Below are 18926 nucleotides of genomic sequence, written 5' to 3' on the forward strand. Positions count from 1 at the left end.
TTTTTTGCCAATAAAATAAAAAACTTACTAATCATGACTATAATGAACTTTACTGCGTAAGAAAAAAGCGCTTGATTAAAGCTTTTGTTGTTTCAATGTGTATAAATAATACGGGTAAAGGAAAATGGGTACGGATAGGTTAAAAAAGTTATTATCTCACCAGCAAGGCATTTTATCTAAAATTGCATTAGGGGTACCTTTAAGTGAGGTGCTTACTGAAATTTGTTCATCAATCGAGCAGATTATTGATGATGAATCCGCTAGGTGTTCAATCTTATCAGTTAAAGGCCAGCAGCTTTTTCATTGCGCAGCTCCTAATATTCATCCAGAGTACTGTAGTTTGCTTGATGGAGTTCACATAGGGCCAAAAGTAGGTTCATGTGGTACTGCAGCATTTTCGAAATCGCGCACTATTGTTGAAAATATCGAAACTTCACCGCTGTGGGAGGACTTTAAATACTTAGCACTAAAGTTTGGTCTTAAGTCATGTTGGTCAACGCCTATTTTCTCAACTCAAGCCGATTTATTAGGCACCTTTGCTATCTATCACAGCACTCCTAAATCACCATCAAAGCAAGATTTAGAGTTAATCGATTTTTTTGTGCACTTTTCTAGTATCGCTCTTGAAAAAAGTAACGAATTTAACAAAGCAAAACAGCTTCTCGCGAATTTACAGCAAAGTAATAAAAAGTTTAAAGCCTTCACTAAGGTAATGCCCGATCTCATCCTTATTTTAAGTGAAGAGGGAATTTATACCGATGTGTATGGTACTTCTAATGAGTTACTGCTTGATTCAAGCAAGGACCTTATTGGTCAAAGTGTTAAGGACCTGCTCTCCCAAGACGATGCACAAATGATAATGGACGTTATTAAAAAAACACTCTCGACTAACGAGACGCAAATTTTTGAATATGAATTAGCTGTACCAAAGGGGAATATAGTTTTTGAAGGCAGGGCTGCTGCATTAGATCATTACCACCCCAATAGTCCTACAAAAAGGCACGTAGTATGGATGGCCAGAGATATTTCAATAAAGAAAAAGGCCGAACAAGAAGTACATAAGCTTGCCTTTTATGACCCATTAACGAATCTTCCAAATAGAAGAATGCTTAGCGACAAATTAAGCATGTGTGTGGAGAGTGTTAAGCGTGATAAAAATATAGGGGCGTTATTATTTTTAGACCTAGATAATTTTAAGCGTATTAATGATTCACTTGGGCACAGTGCGGGTGATGAAGTACTTGTGGAATTATCAAAAAGGTTAAGCGCAATAATAAAAGGATCTGATACGTTGGCCAGAGCGGGTGGCGATGAGTTTATTATTTTACTAAAACACGTTGGAGAAAATACACAGCAGGCGAGCATCGAGTGCAAAATAGTAGCCAAAGAGATCCAAAGAGCTTTTCATGATAAATTTGAAGTGGGCAACCTTGCATTTCAAGTAAGCTGCAGCATAGGTATTTGTCTAATTGATAGCGTAAACGCACAGGCTGACAATATATTAAAATTTGCCGACACGGCTATGTATCGTTCTAAAAATAAAGGGGGGAATAGCAGTAGCTTTTACGATCCAGCCTTACAAACACTGCTTGAAAAACAAACTGAACTAGAAACCGATATAGTCAGGGCGATTGCATCTGATGAGTTTTGTGCTTACTTTCAGCCTCAGGTAAATACGTATGGTGATGTTATTGGTGCTGAAGCACTCATTAGGTGGAACCATCCTCAAAAAGGGTTAATAGCGGCAAACGAATTTATACCAATTGCAGAGCAATACGGGCTTATTCAAAAACTACAAAATATTGTTTTACATGATATATGTATTTTAATAAACGAACTTAAAGCAGATAACATAATTGACGACTCGTTTAGTGTTTCAATTAATATTAGTCAAAGCCAGTTTAATTCATCAAATTTAAAAGGAGAGCTGTTTAGCACTATCAATAAATTTGATATTCGGGCACAGCAAATTAAGTTAGAAATAACTGAGTCAATGCTCTCAAGCGATATAGATTATACAATTAGGCAAATGAAAGAACTCATTGCCGCTGGCTTTTTATTTTCGATTGATGATTTCGGAACCGGTTACTCCTGCTTAGCGTACTTAAGTGCGTTTCCTGTTAAAGAATTAAAAATAGATAAAAGCTTTATTGATAAAATTTTAGATAGCACGGTTGGCTTTAATATTGCGCAAACAATTATCAGTTTAGGAAAAAGCTTAAACTTAGAGGTAGTTGCAGAGGGCGTAGAAACAACAGAACAATATGACTTACTTAAAAAAATGAATATTGACGCCATGCAAGGCTACTTAATTGCAAGGCCGATGGATAAAGAAGGCTATGCAAAATGGCATAGCGCTAATACTAATGCGCAATAATACTTAATCAATTAGAGGGATTAAATCTGGCGGTAACTGTGTTAAAAAATTCTGCCTTGTTATCGACACGATTTTCTTATCTCAAAATAGATCAATTAATTAAGCAAATTTGGTACGGAAATGCTCTCAGAGCTTCATTACTTAAAGGCCAATGTTTAATAATTGGGAATAACCTAAAAGAGACTTCCCATATGCTAGGTCACTTTTACTTTTTCTAACTGCTAAAATTCTTCAAACTATATGCTAAATAAGGACTAAAGATTTTTTGGTTAAACAATGCTAAGCTATGCCCGCTTGAATATATTATTTAAAGCTTAATAAACTTATAACAATGAATGGAAGCTTTATGCAGTTAGTCGATTTGAACCCTAATGATCCCGATGTAGTAAATGTATTTGACGATATAGACCGACTTATAAATTCTTTATACCCTGTTGCTACAGCGCAGTCTTTGGAGTTAAACGAATTAACCTTACCTAATGTGTATGCTATTGGTTTAAAAACTGAAGAAGGTATTATCGCTTGTGGTGCGATTGTAGAGAAATTTGATACTCAGCCTTATGGCGAAATAAGACGTTTATATGTAAAACCAAGTCATCGTGGTAAAGGGCTATCAAGACGTATTATGCAGATTTTATTACATCAAGCTGGCGAAAAGAAAATCCCGTTAATACGTTTAGAAACTGGTCCAAAGCAAATAAAATCAATCAATTTATATGAAAATTTAGGCTTTAAACGCTGTAGCAGTTTTGGCTCATATGTAGATAATCCACAAAGTGTATTTATGGAGTTAGGGCTTAGCCAATAAGCTTATTAACGCTACGACATGTTAAAGCTTAATGTGTCGTAAATATCTGGCCTCATTATTACCTTGTAATAAAAGTCATACTCAAACTATTAACTATAAAAGCAGCTTTTATAGTGATGCAAAAATACTTCACTGTTTTTAACACCTGTCTTCGTATAAAATCGGCCTCGATAATTAGTGACTAACTTACAAAGCGAGAATTTTTATCTTTTCTAAAAGTAGCAATAAACAAATGAGCGAAATAACAGTAGTAACCCACAATGGTAATTTTCATGCAGATGACGTTTTTAGTATTGCGGTACTTAAACATGTTTTGCCAACGTTTAAATTGGTACGCACACGCGATAAAGCGCTTATAGAAAGTGCCGACTACGTAATAGATGTAGGTGGGGAATACGATCCTGAAACTAATCGCTTTGATCATCATCAACGCGGTGGTGCAGGCGAGCGAGAAAATGGCATTCCTTTTTCATCATTTGGTTTAGTGTGGAAAAAATACGGCTTAGCACTGTGTGATAATAACCAGGCCGTTGCTGATAGAGTGGATTCAGGCTTAGTTTCAACTATTGACGCCATTGATTGTGGTCATGTTGAAGGTGTATCAAAAGGGATAAGCTTGAGCCAAACAATTTCAATGTTTAACCCTACATGGGAAGAAGAAAGTAACTTTGATACCTGCTTTGATGAAGCCGTTGAATTTGCAGCACGTATGCTCATTCGTTTTATCGCCTCAGCTCACGGTAGTGTTAATGCAAAAGAGATTGTCGCCAGAGCAATTGAAAATGCAGATGATGCCAGAGTAATCGTGCTTGAAAAGTACACACCGTGGAAAAAAACAGTGCATATCTTATCAAGCGATGCACTATACATGGTTTACCCATCGCATTCTGGGCAATGGATATTACAAACAGTACCCGTTGAGCCTGGCTCGTTTGAAGATAGAAAACCGCTTCCTAAAGCATGGTCAGGTTTATCTGATCAAGCGTTTATAGATGAAACCGGTATTGACGACGCTGTGTTCTGTCACAATGGCTTATTTATAGCGGGCACTAAGTCGTTTGAAAGCACAATGAAACTTGCCACCATGGCGCTTAGCGAATAACAACGCAGATTCATAACGAATACTAAGCATAACAATTTATATAGATTGTTATGCTTGTTATATTAGCGTGGAGCATTATGTTTGAACTAAAAACAATCGCACTTTTTACTATTACAGCCTTAGCAGAAATAGTGGGTTGTTATTTGCCTTACCTTTGGCTTAAGCAAGATAAAAGCATTTTACTTTTAATTCCTGCGGCTTTAAGTTTGGCACTATTTGCATGGTTGCTATCTTTACATCCTACTGCAGCAGGGCGCGTGTATGCAGCTTATGGCGGCGTATATATTTGTGTTGCGCTATTATGGTTATGGGTTGTTGATGGCGTAAAGCTTACTATGTGGGATATTATTGGTGGTTTAGTTGCACTGCTAGGTATGGCTATAATTATGTTCGCACCAAAAAGTGCATAGCTGGCTCATACTCAATAAATAAAAAGCGGCTATTTATAGGGGTAAACACATATAGGCCCTGTCTTGGCTAAAAACCAAATGCACAGCTGCAATTTCTACCTCCAAAGATAAACACACCCTAGTGCTATTTAAAGTCCTACCTCGATTATTTTCAAACTGCCAATAAAATATAACAACTTCAATACGACAGGCAGTACCTAACGCTACATATGCGCTAAGCAACTATTGAAGCTGGTGGATGTTATGCTGAGCGTTTTAGAAGTGCAGATTATATTCAATTTTAAAAATGCATAGGTATTACTTAAACACAACACGTTGGCTAAACTATGAGTAATATGAAGCGTGAAGAACACTCGGTTCTAATTCTTCAAAAGCAGATTCTATTACCAAAGTAACTCCAGATTAGTTTTATTGAATAGGGTAACTCATTTTTGCTAATAAAATTTATAAAGAGTCATTTAAAAACAGCCATTTTTTTACAGCTTTTCTTATCTTTAATAATCATCAAAGTCCTATTTTATATACGCTGGAGGGCAATGCGTGATTGGTTGTTTTGTTAATATTAGAAATCACTCGTTACGAGTAAAAATACTTGTTGGACTTAGATCTCTATTTTTCTTTTAATGCGCGGCACTAGCCGAGTTGGCACTAATTAATTAAATAAAAGAGAAAGATAAATGAAAGAAACAACATCACTAGAACAAGCTCGTACGAGCTACAATGTTCGTCATTGGAGCCAAGGTTTTTTTGGTATTAATGATCAAGGTGATGTGTATGTTGCGCCCAAGGCTCATGCCCCAGAGCAAACCATTGCATTAACAGATATCGCAAAGCAACTACAAGATAAAGGTTTAAGCTTACCTGCTTTAGTTCGTTTTCCGCAAATTTTACACCATCGTGTACACAGCTTATGCGGCGCATTTAATACTGCAATTGAAAACTATGGTTACCCTAAAGACTACCTATTAGTTTACCCAATAAAAGTAAACCAACAGCGTGAAGTGGTTGAGGAAATAGTAGCAAGCCAAGCACAAGTAGAAAAAAAGCAACTTGGTTTAGAAGCAGGCAGCAAGCCTGAACTACTTACAGTATTAGCATTGGCTGAAAAAACCAGCGCTGTTATTGTATGTAATGGCTACAAAGATAAAGAATACGTTCGTTTAGCACTTATTGGCGAAAAGCTAGGTCATAAAGTGTATATCGTACTTGAAAAGCTTTCTGAGCTAGACATGGTACTTAGCCAAGCAAAAGAGCTTAACGTAAAACCACGCATCGGTATTCGTGTACGTTTAGCGTCGCAAGGTAAAGGTAAATGGCAAGCGAGTGGCGGCGAAAAATCAAAATTTGGTTTATCTGCATCGCAAGTTTTGCATGTAGTTAATCGTTTAAAAGACGCAAACCAGCTTGATTTACTTCAGCTAGTACATTTTCACTTAGGGTCACAAATGGCGAACATTCGTGACGTACGTTTAGGTGTAAGCGAAGCGGCGCGTTTTTACTGTGAGCTACGTAAATTAGGCGCAGAAATTGATTGCCTTGATGTAGGTGGCGGTTTGGCTGTTGATTACGACGGCACGCGTAGCCAGTCGCATAACTCTATGAATTACAGCTTAGCTGAATATGCAAATAACATTGTGTACACCATTGGTGATACATGTAAGCAATATGAGCAACCAATGCCGACTATTATTTCTGAGTCGGGTCGTGCGCTTACGGCGCATCATGCTGTGCTTATTTCTAATGTTATTGGTACTGAAAGTTACACGCCAGAAGAGTTAGTAGCGCCAGCGGCAGATGCACCCCTGTTATTAAAAAACATGTGGGCATCGTTTGTACAGTTAACTGATTTAACGGATGACCGTGCATTAATTGAAATTTATCACGACAGCCAAGGTGATTTAGCTGAAGCGCATAACCAATTTGCACTCGGCTTATTAGACTTATCGCAGCGTGCGTGGGCTGAACAAATAAATATCCGTATTTGTTATGAACTTAACAAGCACATGGATAATAAAAACCGTTTTCATCGTCCTATTATTGACGAGTTAAACGTACGTCTAGCCGATAAGTTTTTTGTAAACTTTTCGTTATTTCAATCGCTTCCAGACGCATGGGGCATTGATCAAGTATTTCCGGTATTGCCATTAAGTGGCTTAACTGAAGCACCAAAAAAACGTGCTGTATTACTTGATATAACCTGTGATTCAGATGGCGCACTTGAGCATTACGTAGATGGACAAGGTATTGAAAGCACATTACCTGTACCAGAATTTAGCGCTGATAAACCTTATTTAATGGGTTTTTTCTTGGTGGGTGCTTATCAAGAAATTTTAGGTGACATGCATAATTTGTTTGGCGATACGCACAGCGCAATTGTCAATATGGATGAGCAAGGCGTTGCAAGTATTACCGAGATAAACCAAGGTGACACTGTTGCCGATATGATGCGCTATGTACATTTAGATGTTGAAAGTTTTCAGCAATCATACGAGCAGTTAGTAAGCACTAAAATTGAAAAACACGAACAGCAAAGCGTTTTAGACGAGTTGCAAAGCGGCCTTGATGGCTACACTTATTTAGAAGAGTTATAAGCAATGTCGACTTTGTTTGGTCACGCAGATCACTCATTGTACTCAAATGGGATGACGTTTTTACGTCGTCCTATGGTGCAAAACATTAATGCAATTGATGCAGACGTAGTGGTTTTAGGCTTACCATTTGATTTAGCGACCTCGGGCCGCCCTGGTGCGCGCTTAGGCCCTGATGCAATTCGTCGTGCATCGGTTCATTTAGCATGGGAAGACACTAAATACCCGTGGACGTTCCCGTTGTTTGATCGCTTAAAAGTGGCAGACGCAGGGGACTTTACTTACCCTGTCGGGGATCCTGAGTATTTTACTGCGCAACTAGAAATGGCTGCGGATCAAATACTTCGCCAAGGTAAAACACTATTAGGTTTAGGGGGCGATCACTTTGTAACGCTTCCGCTATTACGTGCTCATGCAAAAATACATGGCAAAATGGCGTTAGTGCATTTTGATGCGCACACCGATACTTATAGCAATGGCTCGCGATTTGATCACGGCACTATGTTTTATCATGCACCAATGGAAGGGCTGATAGATGTTGAACGCAGTATACAAATAGGTATTCGTACCGACTTTGATCAAAGTAAACATGAGTTTGCTGTGATTGATGCAATGCAAGCCAATGATTTACATGCAAATGAAATTGCAGCGCAAATACTTGAGCGAGTAGGTGACCTACCTGTTTACTTAACGTTTGATATAGATTGTTTAGACCCTGCGTTTGCGCCTGGTACAGGCACTCCTGTGTGTGGTGGTTTAACGTCAGATAAAGTACTTAAAGTACTGCGCGCGCTAAAAGGCATAAACATGGTAGGTATGGATGTAGTAGAAGTATCACCTTCGTACGACCAAAGTGAGCTTACCGCTATTGCCGCAGCAACCATTGCGAGCGAATTACTGCATTTGTGGACGCATAAAAATAAGTACTAATTATATAACTTAAGTACTACAAAAAAGGGTATGCGCTTGCATACCCTTTTTTTATTTAGAGGTATCGATTATTCAACTGCTTAATTTCTTTTAACCAAATAACGCTCAGCCCAATAAGAGGCAGATTAGTGGTTACAGGGTTAAATGCTTCAATAAGTAATTGTGGCTGCACTGCAACTACAGCGAGTAGAAGGCCAATTAACGCTAAAATATTTAAAATTACTAAGTATTTATTTTTATAAAATACAAATAAACACACGCCAAATATAATTTCGCCAACACCCGCCGAACGTGTAATTAAATCAGACACCTGTTCAGAATAGCCCGCACTGCCAGTCATTAATTTTTCAAGTGGTGCAATATGATAAAGCTTTGGAAAAAAGCCGTGAATGATACTAACCCAAATAACTATTTGAACAATTTAACGATCTAAATCAATTACTAACGTCGTTAAAAAACTTTTATTTAGAACCACTAAACACAAAGTTTTTTGCCTAGTTACTAAATGATTTATTTAACGTTAAAATAGCCCCCATAGTTAATTGAATTAGTATATCCAACTTAAACTCACTATGTAGCGAGTAAGTTGAATATAGCCGCGATTATTTCCTAGCATTGTCAATACGCTCTTGTGCACTTGGGTGGCTAGATAAGTACTCTAAAAAGTCATTTACTTTTTCGAGGTGCTCGTTTTCGCTGGTATGGCTTTCTTGTAGGTCTTCTATTGCATCAGCAAAGTCATTACTCGAATACCCAAGCGACTCTAATTGAGTGAGTGCAAAGGTATCTGCCTCGCGTTCCATATCTCGTGAAAACCCCTGCTGAGCAAATGATGCGCCTGTACCTAATGCTACCTCTGCCACTCCCTCTAAATCACCAAATACAACCGCTAGTACAATCGTACTTGCGGCAGATTGTGCTGTAATACGTACGCTATGTTGATGCACTACATGGCCCATCTCGTGTAGCAATACCGCTTTTAGTGCATTGGGTTTATCGGCAAGTAAATTTGCTAAATCATCTGTGACCACGATACGGCCATGAGGTAGTGCAAACGCATTAGCACCAAAGCTGTCTGATTTATAAAACGATAATCTATACACCGATTGATCAAGCGATAACGCATTAAGCATACTTGTAAAATGTGCTTGTACTTTAGTTTGCTGCTCTGCGGGCAGCTCACTTGGGTCAAGCGCAATCTTTTTAATTAGTGTAAAACTTTGCTCCCCCATTTGTTCTACAACATTACGTGGCAGGGTATCAACACTGTAAACAGCAATGGCGGGTACGGCTTTATAAAGTACTAACCACATAAAAAGTGGTGTAAATATGACTGCGGCTAAAATTGCCCATTTACTTTTTTCAAGGCGTTCCATTACGTGATGGTTATTTGCTTTAAATGGCCATCTGTAATTTACATCAAGAGGGATAAAACGACTGCCATCTTCAAAGTTTAGTTCGTCGGCAAGTCCTGCCATCCCCGAACTTAAATTAAGACTTGAGATTGCGTGGCGAGCTATAACGTGTTCATCGTTAATAACGTCAATGTGTGTGTCGCTAATAGTTGCAACACACACTTGATAGTTACTCGATGCGATGGGAAAAAAATGTCCCTTTACATGCATGGTGAGCTCTTAAGTTAAAGAAAGGTCAATATCAAATACGTTTGCAGCTTCTTCAGCAAATGATGATTGCTGTTCTTGCGCGGTATCGATTAGGTTTAATGCGCCAGGGTAAATAGTAACGTTAGTTACATCAGCGAGCATTTTTGATGTACGTACTTTTGTCCATGGGTATGCAAGCCCTAAAGAAAATACAATAGCCAACATATTAGTTAATAGTAAAACAGCGAAAGGAACTGGTTTTAGCTCAGATTTAAATGTAGCAATGCCTTCAAAATGGCTGTTATCAAAAATGTGATTACGAATAGCGGCGTGCCATACAGCAGAAACAATGGCAATCATCAGCACATAGGCAATCATCATAAGTATAGGTAGCATAACCATTGCAGGGGAGCTTTCTAAATTTTGTTGATTTTCAATATCTACTAAGTTGAGGCCAAATAACCCTAAAATCCCCATAAATACCACCATGGTGATAGAGCTCACTACAAAGCAAATAAGCGCTGTTAAGTAATAGGTTTCGCCTTTTAAATTTACAGTAAGTGGTTTATCGCCATAACTAATATTGCTATGTATATAGCTATCAATACGCTTTATAACGTAAGGCATTAATAAATAAAGTGTAAATATGCTGGCGATAGGCAAAAGTATAAAGTTAATAAAGGCTTCGCCGTAATTGCCTTTAAAAGCAAAACGAACATTACGATGGCGGGTCATACGCAGATTAAAACGTAAACCTTGATTAATAATCCATGGCATTAAAAAGATAAAACCAAGAGCAATAAACAGGCCTAAAATAGGCATAAAGCTAATAGAGAATGTGTAAATAAAAAATACAACAACCGCTAAAATCCGACCTTTTAAAATTTGTATTGGTGTTGCTAGGTAGTCAAAGCTATGACCATCTATACGGGTGTGGCCGTAAAAATAGCGATGCGTACGTACTTTAGCCCACGCTGAATATATGCCAAGCGTAATAACGCTAAGTAATATATTTACAATCCAAATTCCAAAAAACTCACCGCCTTTACCACTAAATTGCACTTTTCCGCTAAAAATTGGTTCAGCAGGTTCATTTATTGGTGGGGTTGTTTCAGATGGGGTAGGGTGTATTGATTCCATTAAAATTATATCCATGTTGTTTTTTTGTTAATTTACCCATTTTTAGTGCAAAATTCAATGTTTATAATTATCCAACCCTTCTGCAAACAGCTATAAATAGGCGTTTTAAGTATTAAGTTAAATACTCTAATACTTTTTTATAAATAAACCTCGCTGGTTTTATTTATTTGGCTGGTAACTGGGATCTTTAGCTTTTTAATATGCGATTTAGCTACTATACATAGTTAGTGCTGCTTAAATGTAATGGCATTAATTATGTATTAAGCACACCTACGTACAATTAAGCTAATTGATTTATATGCCAAAATAATAGATTGTAAGAGTAGTGCGGATGTAAATTTATTTAGGTTTTACAGCTTTTATCACCGCTTTAAATAACATTAGGATATTTATTATGTTCCAAGCAGTCGTGTTAGGGGGATTAGAGTTTAGCCCGCTGATTGTTTACTTCCCAATTGCATTTATTTTAACGGCGTTGACTCGTTTTGCTTTGCATCGACTAGATTGGCATGACCGTATTTGGAAAGTGTCTTGGTTTGAGGTGTCACTATTTGTTTGTTACTTGGCACTCGCCGTCTATTTATACCAATCTGTTTAATTAATTGAGCTATTTTGAGGCAAGAAAACCGTGTCGATAACAAGGCAAAAATTTCGTTATTTAGTTGTTCTATATCAGAAATTTTTAACATAGTTAGCGTCAGGTTTAAGCCCTCAAATTACTCAAGTATTATTGCGGGTTGGTATTACTAAGTGGAAGATAAATTGAATGATTAAATATCTGCGTATTACTTTTACTATCTTAGTTGTTATAGCTGCGGTCTTTGCTGGGCGTTGGGTATGGACTGACTACATGCATACTCCTTGGACGCGTGATGGGCGTATTCGAGCCGATATTGTCACGGTTGCTCCAGACGTGTCGGGTTGGGTAACTGCTTTAAATATTAAAGATGGTCAAAACGTACAAAAAGGCGAAGTACTTTTTAATGTTGATAAAAAGCGTTATCAAGCAGCGCTTGATAAAAGTAAAGCAAACACAGAAAACGCATTGTATACATGGGAACTTGCCAAGCACAAATACGAAAGACGTGTTGAGCTAAACACTCAACAGGCAATTAGTGAAGAAACGCTAGAATCAACACGTATTAATACTAAAATTGCTGAGGCAAATTATAACCTAGCCAAGACAGAGCAAACAATTGCGCAGTTAAATGTTGATAGAACTAAAATTGTTGCGCCTGCATCAGGGCAAATAATTAATTTGAATTTACGCCAAGGCAACTATGTAGCTCAAGGCACACCTGTTTTTGCTATTGTTCAGTCAGATTCATTTTATGTAACGGGTTACTTTGAAGAGAGTAAAATACCGCTTATTTATCCTGATCAAAAAGCTAAAATAGCCCTTTTAAGTGGTGGTAAGCAATTAACAGGGCATGTAGTGAGTGTAGGTAAAGCCATTGCAAATACGAATACACAAAGTAACGGTCAGCTTTTACCGCAAGTGCAACAAACATTTAATTGGGTGCGTTTATCGCAACGTATTCCTGTTGATATTAAGTTAGATTCGTTGCCCGAAAATACACAGCTTAGCGCAGGAATGACCGCCACTATACATCTTGCTACACGTTAAGGGGAATACAGTGGGCGTTGTATTACAAAATTTGTTTTTTCCTAAAAAACAGGCAATTATTTTTGCGACTAAGGGCGTTATAGCCATGGTGATGGCGCTCACTATTGCTATGTCGCTTAATCTTGAAAGGCCTTATTGGGCGTTAGTCTCGGCTATTTTTTTGCAATTACGCCCGCAAAGCGGATTGGTTATTGAAAAAGCAATTTGCCAAATAATAGGCACCATAGTGGGCGGTTTATTTGGCATATTGCTTTTAACTCAGTTAATTCTCTACCCTTATTTAGCGCTCGGTGCACTGGCATTATGGTTGGGGGTAAACTCTGCGTTATCGGCAATGGTACGCCAAGCAAACTTTGTTTATGCGTTTGCTATGGCAGGTGTAACAGCCGCCATTATTGTGCTTTTAGTCATGGTTACTCCGGCAATGGTGAGCAGCCAAAGTATATTTGATATTGCACAAGCGCGAGTAAGCGAAATAATAATAGGGTCTGTATGTGCTGGGCTTGTGAGTCATCTATTTTGGCCTGTAAAGGTTAAACATTTACTACAAGTACAAGCGCGGTCGGTTATAAATCAAACGTTACATTATTTAGTTATTGAGCTTGATTCTAAGGGCTCTCACGAAAATCGCCATCAACAAATAGATGGCATTATGGCAACGTTAGGATCTATAAACGAAGACTCCAGCGCAGTAAGGTACGAAGGACCAAAAGGTCCAGGGCGCTCGCGTGCTGCAAATCAGTTGTCGCAAAAAGTACTTTCTTTATTGGCCTTAATTCAAATAATTGGCCGCCTGCAACGAAACCACGAAGACCTTATTACACCAACTTTAGATAAATTAATAAGTAAACTTAAGCACGTATTTGCGCAAATTAAAGAGTCTGACGATTTTGATTACTGCGCCGAACAAGTTAAAACGCTGCGTAAAGAGCTAACCGACTATAGAGCAAATACGGTGTGTGATTCGCCATTTGAATATCACATGCTCAATGTGAGCTTAGAGGTAGCAGCCGACTTAACAATTTTACTACGCGCATACAGAGCGTTAGAAGAGCGTGATAAAACATTATTAAATGCACCCAGTATGCTTACATATCGCGACCCATTAGCTGGCATTATTGTTGGATTTAGAACTGCTTTGGTATTTTCTATCGGCGCATTTATTTGGATTAATACAGGCTCTTCTGCTGCATTATTAATTATGATTTTACCGGTCATATTTTCGATAATGTTGGCGAGAATACCGTTAGCTATTTTACAGGTGGTAATAAAGCGTTTATTGGTAGGCGTGGTGGTTGCTGCTATTGTAACTATTTTTTACGCACTCAATTTATTATCACAAAGTGGTGGGCAATTAGAAATATTGCTACTTGTATTAGCAGGGCCTTATTTTCTGGGTTTACTGCTGCTAGCTGATCAACAAACATTGCCATATGGCTTGGGGTTTTGTATCCCATTTACGATTTTGGTAAGACCCAGTACCGATATGAGCCTTGCGTTTTCAATCGATTACACACTTAGCTCTGCCATGGCAATTTTTGCGGGGGTGAGTATTTTATTTTGGATTTTTCAGTTATTCACAGGCCCGAGTGTGCAATTACTTGTTCATCGTGTTTTTAAGGCCACTTATAAAGATTTACTCGAAATAAATAACCATCCAACCCCAAGTATTTGGTATAACCGCCGCATGGCCGATAGGTTAATTCGCCTAACTAATTACGATCAAGGTTCACACTCACGCGTAATTACTGATCTTGCACTAACCGCTCTAAATTTAGGGCATGCGTCGGTTCGATTAAACTCAATTTGTGAAAATTTGGCTGGTAATACAAAGCTAAAGTATTTAAATGAGTGGCAGCGTACATTAGCCGATGCATTTATGTTGGCAACCAAGGGCAAGTTTAATAATAAGTTTAAGCAAGCGTCAGATAATCTTTATGAGGAATTGGCTCAGACGGTTGACGATTCAAATCAATTAGAAGCGATAAAAGGCATGTTTATTCGCATTGATCTGACCTTCGAAAGAAGTGCGAGTAAGATAAATTAGGCCCATTCGCTGCTTTTCGAGTTCAGATGTTATAGCTAAATCTGTTATACTTGCTGGATAATTTTATGGGGCTGTTATGATTTCAAAAAACCAACTCAAACTTATTCGCCAACTTGGCCAAAAAAAGTACCGAAAGCAATATAATCAATACCTTGTACAGGGTGAAAAAAACGTACTTGAGTTATTAAACAGCCCATTAAATGTGGTTAATATTTTTGCTACAAACGAGTTTATAAATGCGTACCAAGGTAAATATCCGCAAGCTAACTTTATTGAAGCTGATGAAGAAGCCCTCACTAAAGCCAGCACGCTAGTTAGCAATAATGCAGCCATTGCTATTGTTCATATGCCAAATGCAGAGCTACCTAAAGCCAATGGCTTAATACTCGCGCTTGATGGCGTGTCAGACCCTGGTAATTTAGGCACAATAATAAGAGTGGCAGACTGGTACGGTATTAAACATATAGTAACTAGCACCGACAGCGCAGACGCTTACAACCCTAAAACAATTAGCGCCACGATGGGCTCATTTGTAAGGGTATCGGTAAGCCAAGTAGATTTACCTGATTACCTACAGTCTTTAAATTTACCTGTTTACGGTGCTTTTTTAGATGGGCATAGCGTGCATAAAACCCAATTTACGGGCTCAGGCGTTTTACTAATGGGCAGTGAGTCGCATGGAATACGCGAGACATGTGCAAAGTTAGTAACTAATAAAATCACCATCCCCGCTTTTGGTGGTGCAGAGTCGCTTAATGTGGCAATGGCGACCGGTATTATTTTAGATAATTTTAAACGACAAGCTTAACAATTTAACTGTTAATGAGTTAAATTGTTTGTAATCAATAACAATAATAATCGGTAATAACAATAAGATGCGCTTAAGCACTATTAAATTAGCGGGCTTTAAATCGTTTGTAGAGCCCACTAAAATTCCATTTCCTGATCAAATGACGTGTGTTGTTGGCCCCAATGGCTGTGGCAAATCTAACGTTATTGATGCAGTACGATGGGTGCTAGGTGAAAGCTCTGCTAAAAACCTGCGTGGCGATGCCATGACCGACGTTATTTTTAATGGCTCAACTAATCGAAAAGCCATATCACAAGCCTCTGTAGAGCTTGTTTTTGATAACGATAAAGGAAGTCCTTCAAACACATTTGCCGATCGAAACCAAATTGCTATTAAGCGTTTAGTAACGCGCGACGGACAGTCACTGTATTTTTTAAATGGCAGTAAATGCCGTAAGCGCGATATTACCGATATATTTTTAGGCACCGGTCTTGGTCCACGTAGTTACGCAATTATTGAGCAAGGGATGATCTCGCGCTTAATAGAAAGTAAACCACAAGAGCTGCGCGTATTTTTAGAAGAAGCCGCTGGCGTTTCTAAATACAAAGAGCGTCGCCGTGAAACACAAACTCGTATAAAGAGCACTCGCGAAAATCTTGAACGTTTGTTAGATGTGCGTAAAGAACTACAAAGCCAGCTAGATAAATTGGCTGTGCAGTCGGTTGATGCAAAAAAATACCGCGAATTAAAAGCGCAAGAACGTACGCTAAAAGGCCAAATTGCCGTTTTAAAATGGCAAAAGTTACATCAGCAGCAACTTGAAAAAAGTGCCCAAATTAAAAAACTTAATGATCAAATTTTGTTTTTTAAAACCGCTAACTCAGGGCATGACGATGTACTTGCAAGCTTAGAAGGGCAAGTACAAGCTCAGCAAGATAAACTAAGCGATGCACAGCATCAGCAACATGTAATACACACAGAGCTTACTCGCGCTGAGCAACAACAAATCAATGTAAAGCAGCAAACCCAAACGCTTAAACAAAGTTTAATTAAATTACAGCAACGCCAAATTCAAAGTGCTGAGGTAAAATCGCAGCAGCAAATTGTGTGCGAGCAACTCAACGAAGCCCTGCAAGAGGCAAGTGAAAACACCTTAATATGTGAAGAGCAAGTTAGTGGGTTAACGCATGAACTTGAGGAATTATTAGCACTTAAGCAGCGCCACCATACTTATTGGCAAGCTTTGTGTGAGCAACAGCAACAGCTTAATAATAACGTGCAACTACATAGTAGTCACATTAAACAAACTCAGCAGCAAATAAGCCACGTTAACGAGCAAATTGATCAGTTAACTGTTCAGCTTAGCGAGCTACAAAGTAGTGATGTAGAGCAGCAGTTAATACAGCAAACACAGCAAACACAAACCTTAACTCAAGAACTTGCCGCTAAACAAACAGCACATACGAAGTGCACTGCTAAGCTTGAAGTGCAAAATGAGCTTGTTAATAACTCACAAAAACAATATTCGACACTCACTCAAACAATAAACGAGTTAAAAGCCAGTATAACGGGGCTTAAAAGTACATTAGGGCTTGATGAGAAAAGTGAACGTACTAATGGTTTGTTTAATCAGCTAAGTGTTAAAGAAGGCTTTGAGCTTCTAATAGAGCAAGCACTTAAATCTTTAGAGCATTTAAATGTAAGTGAGCAGCAAGCTGATAACAGTGTGTGGCCAAATAGTGATAAAAGTGTGCCAACAAATAGCTTAGCTACATATATAACAAGCGGTGTTTATCCAGAGCATTTAGCACGTATTGCTTATAGTAAAAGCGGTGATTTAGAAATACTAAAAGATAGTTTTTATACAGCCGTTATGGATAAAAACGGTGCTTTATATGGTCGTAATTGGCATGTAAATGCTGAATGTAATGCAGAAAACTCATTACTTTTAAAGCATAAGCAATTGCAAGATAAAGCGCAGCAGTTAATCAATGCCGAGGACGAGTTACAACAAGTAACACACACTCGTGACGAACATACAGCTGAGCAAATAAAATTAATTAACGAACAAAGCGAGCTAAAAGAGGCCATACATGAGCTTGCGCAAAATATAGCGGTAGCCAGTACGCGCAGCGATATGCTCAAACAGCAAGTAGCGCACTTTAAGTTACAACTAGAAAAGCTACAACAACAAAAACAGCAATTAACCACTGCGCTTTTACAATTAAATACCGTGCTTGATGAGCAAGTAGCGCAATTTGAAGTGTTAAATGAGCAGCAACTCAACTTAGCGGATGAAGTAGACGCTGCAAATAGCTTGCGCTCACAAAGTGATAAAAGTTATAGCGAAGCATTAAGCATGCTTGAGCAATATAAAACACAAGCACATAAGGCAACTCTCTTAGAGCAAAAGGCACGCAGTGAATGGCAGTTAAGCCAAACCAAATTGAGCCATGCGGAGCAAGAGCACGTTAGTGCATCAGAAGGTGCGCAAGAACTACTAAATGAAATAGAAGAGCTGCTGATACCAGAGCAAGAACTTAGCGATAAAATTACGCAGCTTTTAGCACAGCATCAAAAAGGTGAGCAGGCATTAGTATTGCTACAAAAAGAATTAGCTCAGGCGAAAGAGAGCTTAAACACTAAGCAAATAAGCCTTAAAAATTCACAAGGTGAGCTGGTGGGCTTACAAGAGCAGCACCAAAAGCTAACAATTGAAGAACAAAGCTTAGTAATAAAAGCGCAAGTTGCGCTTGAGCCATTAGAAGGGTTGAAACAAAGCTTAAAAGCAATACTTGATGAATTACCAGATTCATTAAATTTAAGTGCAGCACAAAATCAGTTAACAGGATTTACTAATCAGTTAGATAAATTAGGTGCAGTAAACTTGGCGGCAATAGAAGAGTTTGATTTAGCCAAAGCACGTAGTGATTATCTTGATAATCAATTAGATGATTTAACAAAAGCGTTAAGTACCCTTGAAGGTGCAATTCGTAAAATTGATAGTGAGACCAAAACACGCTTTAAAGCGACGTTCGATCAAGTTAACGAAGACTTTGCTGAGCTATTTCCTAAAGTTTTTGGTGGTGGGAGCGCGTATTTAGAATTAACCAGTGACGATTTACTCGAAAGTGGTGTTAGTATAATGGCACGACCACCGGGTAAGAAAAATTCAACAATTCATTTGTTAAGTGGTGGAGAAAAAGCGCTGACCGCATTATCATTAGTGTTTTCTATATTCAGGCTCAATCCAGCTCCTTTCTGTATGCTGGACGAAGTAGATGCACCACTAGATGATGCCAACGTTGTGCGTTTTTGCCGTTTGGTTGAAGAAATGTCACAATCAGTGCAGTTTATTTATATTAGTCATAATAAAATTGCGATGGAAATGGCAGGTAGATTAACAGGTGTTACTATGGCAGAACCTGGCGTATCGCGTATGGTTGCTGTAGATATAGAGCAAGCTGTGCAACTTGCACACGCATAAATTTTTATAACAAGTG

At 38.4% G+C, this 18926-nt stretch carries 14 protein-coding genes; 11 read left to right on the forward strand and 3 right to left on the reverse strand.

The window, feature by feature from the left end:
- The first annotated feature begins 124 nt into the window (after positions 1–124).
- The 6 genes from ABX891_RS07705 (at position 125) to speB (ending at position 8215) form a co-directional block, all read left to right on the forward strand.
- The gene (locus ABX891_RS07705) at positions 125–2377 is read left to right on the forward strand and encodes a sensor domain-containing phosphodiesterase (protein WP_354629228.1); all 2253 of its coding nucleotides are present in this window, start codon (positions 125–127) and stop codon (positions 2375–2377) included.
- Positions 2378–2723: 346 nt separating this feature from the next.
- Positions 2724–3185, forward strand: coding sequence for a GNAT family N-acetyltransferase (locus tag ABX891_RS07710; RefSeq protein ID WP_024591605.1), 462 nt, complete (start codon positions 2724–2726; stop codon positions 3183–3185).
- Positions 3186–3417: 232 nt separating this feature from the next.
- On the forward strand, positions 3418–4287 hold the full coding sequence (locus ABX891_RS07715) for an MYG1 family protein (protein WP_354629229.1): 870 nt from the start codon (positions 3418–3420) through the stop codon (positions 4285–4287).
- Between the two features lie 77 nt (positions 4288–4364).
- Positions 4365–4697 carry a YnfA family protein gene (locus ABX891_RS07720; protein ID WP_007378102.1) on the forward strand — a complete coding sequence of 111 codons (333 nt, stop codon included), beginning with the start codon at positions 4365–4367 and terminating at the stop codon, positions 4695–4697.
- A gap of 677 nt (positions 4698–5374) precedes the next feature.
- Positions 5375–7288 (forward strand): biosynthetic arginine decarboxylase, encoded by a 1914-nt coding sequence (gene speA / locus ABX891_RS07725; protein ID WP_024593856.1) that lies wholly within the window; start codon positions 5375–5377, stop codon positions 7286–7288.
- A gap of 3 nt (positions 7289–7291) precedes the next feature.
- Positions 7292–8215: an agmatinase gene (gene speB / locus ABX891_RS07730; protein WP_354629230.1), complete on the forward strand. Its 924-nt coding sequence runs from the start codon at positions 7292–7294 to the stop codon at positions 8213–8215.
- A gap of 55 nt (positions 8216–8270) precedes the next feature.
- On the opposite strand, the gene ABX891_RS07735 is transcribed toward speB, so the two are convergent.
- From ABX891_RS07735 to ABX891_RS07745, 3 genes are all read right to left on the reverse strand, one after another.
- On the reverse strand, positions 8271–8636 hold the full coding sequence (locus ABX891_RS07735) for a DoxX-like family protein (RefSeq protein WP_354630121.1): 366 nt from the start codon (positions 8634–8636) through the stop codon (positions 8271–8273).
- A 181-nt stretch (positions 8637–8817) separates the two neighbouring features.
- Positions 8818–9840, reverse strand: a complete 1023-nt coding sequence (locus ABX891_RS07740) for a M48 family metallopeptidase (protein ID WP_354629231.1) — start codon at positions 9838–9840, stop codon at positions 8818–8820.
- A 9-nt stretch (positions 9841–9849) separates the two neighbouring features.
- Entirely contained in the window at positions 9850–10959 is a 1110-nt protein-coding gene (locus ABX891_RS07745) for a YjgN family protein (RefSeq protein WP_354630123.1), read from the reverse strand.
- Between the two features lie 394 nt (positions 10960–11353).
- Between ABX891_RS07745 and ABX891_RS07750 the strand changes: the two genes are divergently transcribed.
- The 5 genes from ABX891_RS07750 (at position 11354) to ABX891_RS07770 (ending at position 18910) form a co-directional block, all read left to right on the forward strand.
- Positions 11354–11557, forward strand: coding sequence for a DUF1656 domain-containing protein (locus tag ABX891_RS07750; protein ID WP_354629232.1), 204 nt, complete (start codon positions 11354–11356; stop codon positions 11555–11557).
- 168 nt (positions 11558–11725) lie between these two features.
- Positions 11726–12586 carry an efflux RND transporter periplasmic adaptor subunit gene (locus tag ABX891_RS07755; RefSeq protein ID WP_138489375.1) on the forward strand — a complete coding sequence of 287 codons (861 nt, stop codon included), beginning with the start codon at positions 11726–11728 and terminating at the stop codon, positions 12584–12586.
- Positions 12587–12596: 10 nt separating this feature from the next.
- Positions 12597–14633, forward strand: a complete 2037-nt coding sequence (locus ABX891_RS07760) for an FUSC family protein (RefSeq protein WP_354629233.1) — start codon at positions 12597–12599, stop codon at positions 14631–14633.
- Between the two features lie 76 nt (positions 14634–14709).
- Positions 14710–15441 (forward strand): RNA methyltransferase, encoded by a 732-nt coding sequence (locus ABX891_RS07765; RefSeq protein WP_354629234.1) that lies wholly within the window; start codon positions 14710–14712, stop codon positions 15439–15441.
- Positions 15442–15508: 67 nt separating this feature from the next.
- A complete protein-coding gene (locus ABX891_RS07770) occupies positions 15509–18910 on the forward strand; it encodes a chromosome segregation SMC family protein (RefSeq protein ID WP_354629235.1) in 3402 nt (1133 codons plus the stop codon).
- Positions 18911–18926 lie beyond the last annotated feature (16 nt).

Source organism: Pseudoalteromonas sp. NCIMB 1079, from assembly GCF_040567695.1.
Classification (GTDB): domain Bacteria; phylum Pseudomonadota; class Gammaproteobacteria; order Enterobacterales; family Alteromonadaceae; genus Pseudoalteromonas; species Pseudoalteromonas distincta.

Bases quoted from the DNA above. Each gene is read 5' to 3' on its own strand.
- ABX891_RS07705 (WP_354629228.1), top strand. From the start codon at position 125: ATGGGTACGGATAGGTTAAAAAAGTTATTATCTCACCAGCAAGGCATT.
- ABX891_RS07710 (WP_024591605.1), top strand. From the start codon at position 2,724: ATGCAGTTAGTCGATTTGAACCCTAATGATCCCGATGTAGTAAATGTA.
- ABX891_RS07715 (WP_354629229.1), top strand. From the start codon at position 3,418: ATGAGCGAAATAACAGTAGTAACCCACAATGGTAATTTTCATGCAGAT.
- ABX891_RS07720 (WP_007378102.1), top strand. From the start codon at position 4,365: ATGTTTGAACTAAAAACAATCGCACTTTTTACTATTACAGCCTTAGCA.
- speA (WP_024593856.1), top strand. From the start codon at position 5,375: ATGAAAGAAACAACATCACTAGAACAAGCTCGTACGAGCTACAATGTT.
- speB (WP_354629230.1), top strand. From the start codon at position 7,292: ATGTCGACTTTGTTTGGTCACGCAGATCACTCATTGTACTCAAATGGG.
- ABX891_RS07740 (WP_354629231.1), bottom strand. From the start codon at position 9,840: ATGCATGTAAAGGGACATTTTTTTCCCATCGCATCGAGTAACTATCAA.
- ABX891_RS07745 (WP_354630123.1), bottom strand. From the start codon at position 10,959: ATGGAATCAATACACCCTACCCCATCTGAAACAACCCCACCAATAAAT.
- ABX891_RS07750 (WP_354629232.1), top strand. From the start codon at position 11,354: ATGTTCCAAGCAGTCGTGTTAGGGGGATTAGAGTTTAGCCCGCTGATT.
- ABX891_RS07755 (WP_138489375.1), top strand. From the start codon at position 11,726: ATGATTAAATATCTGCGTATTACTTTTACTATCTTAGTTGTTATAGCT.
- ABX891_RS07765 (WP_354629234.1), top strand. From the start codon at position 14,710: ATGATTTCAAAAAACCAACTCAAACTTATTCGCCAACTTGGCCAAAAA.
- ABX891_RS07770 (WP_354629235.1), top strand. From the start codon at position 15,509: ATGCGCTTAAGCACTATTAAATTAGCGGGCTTTAAATCGTTTGTAGAG.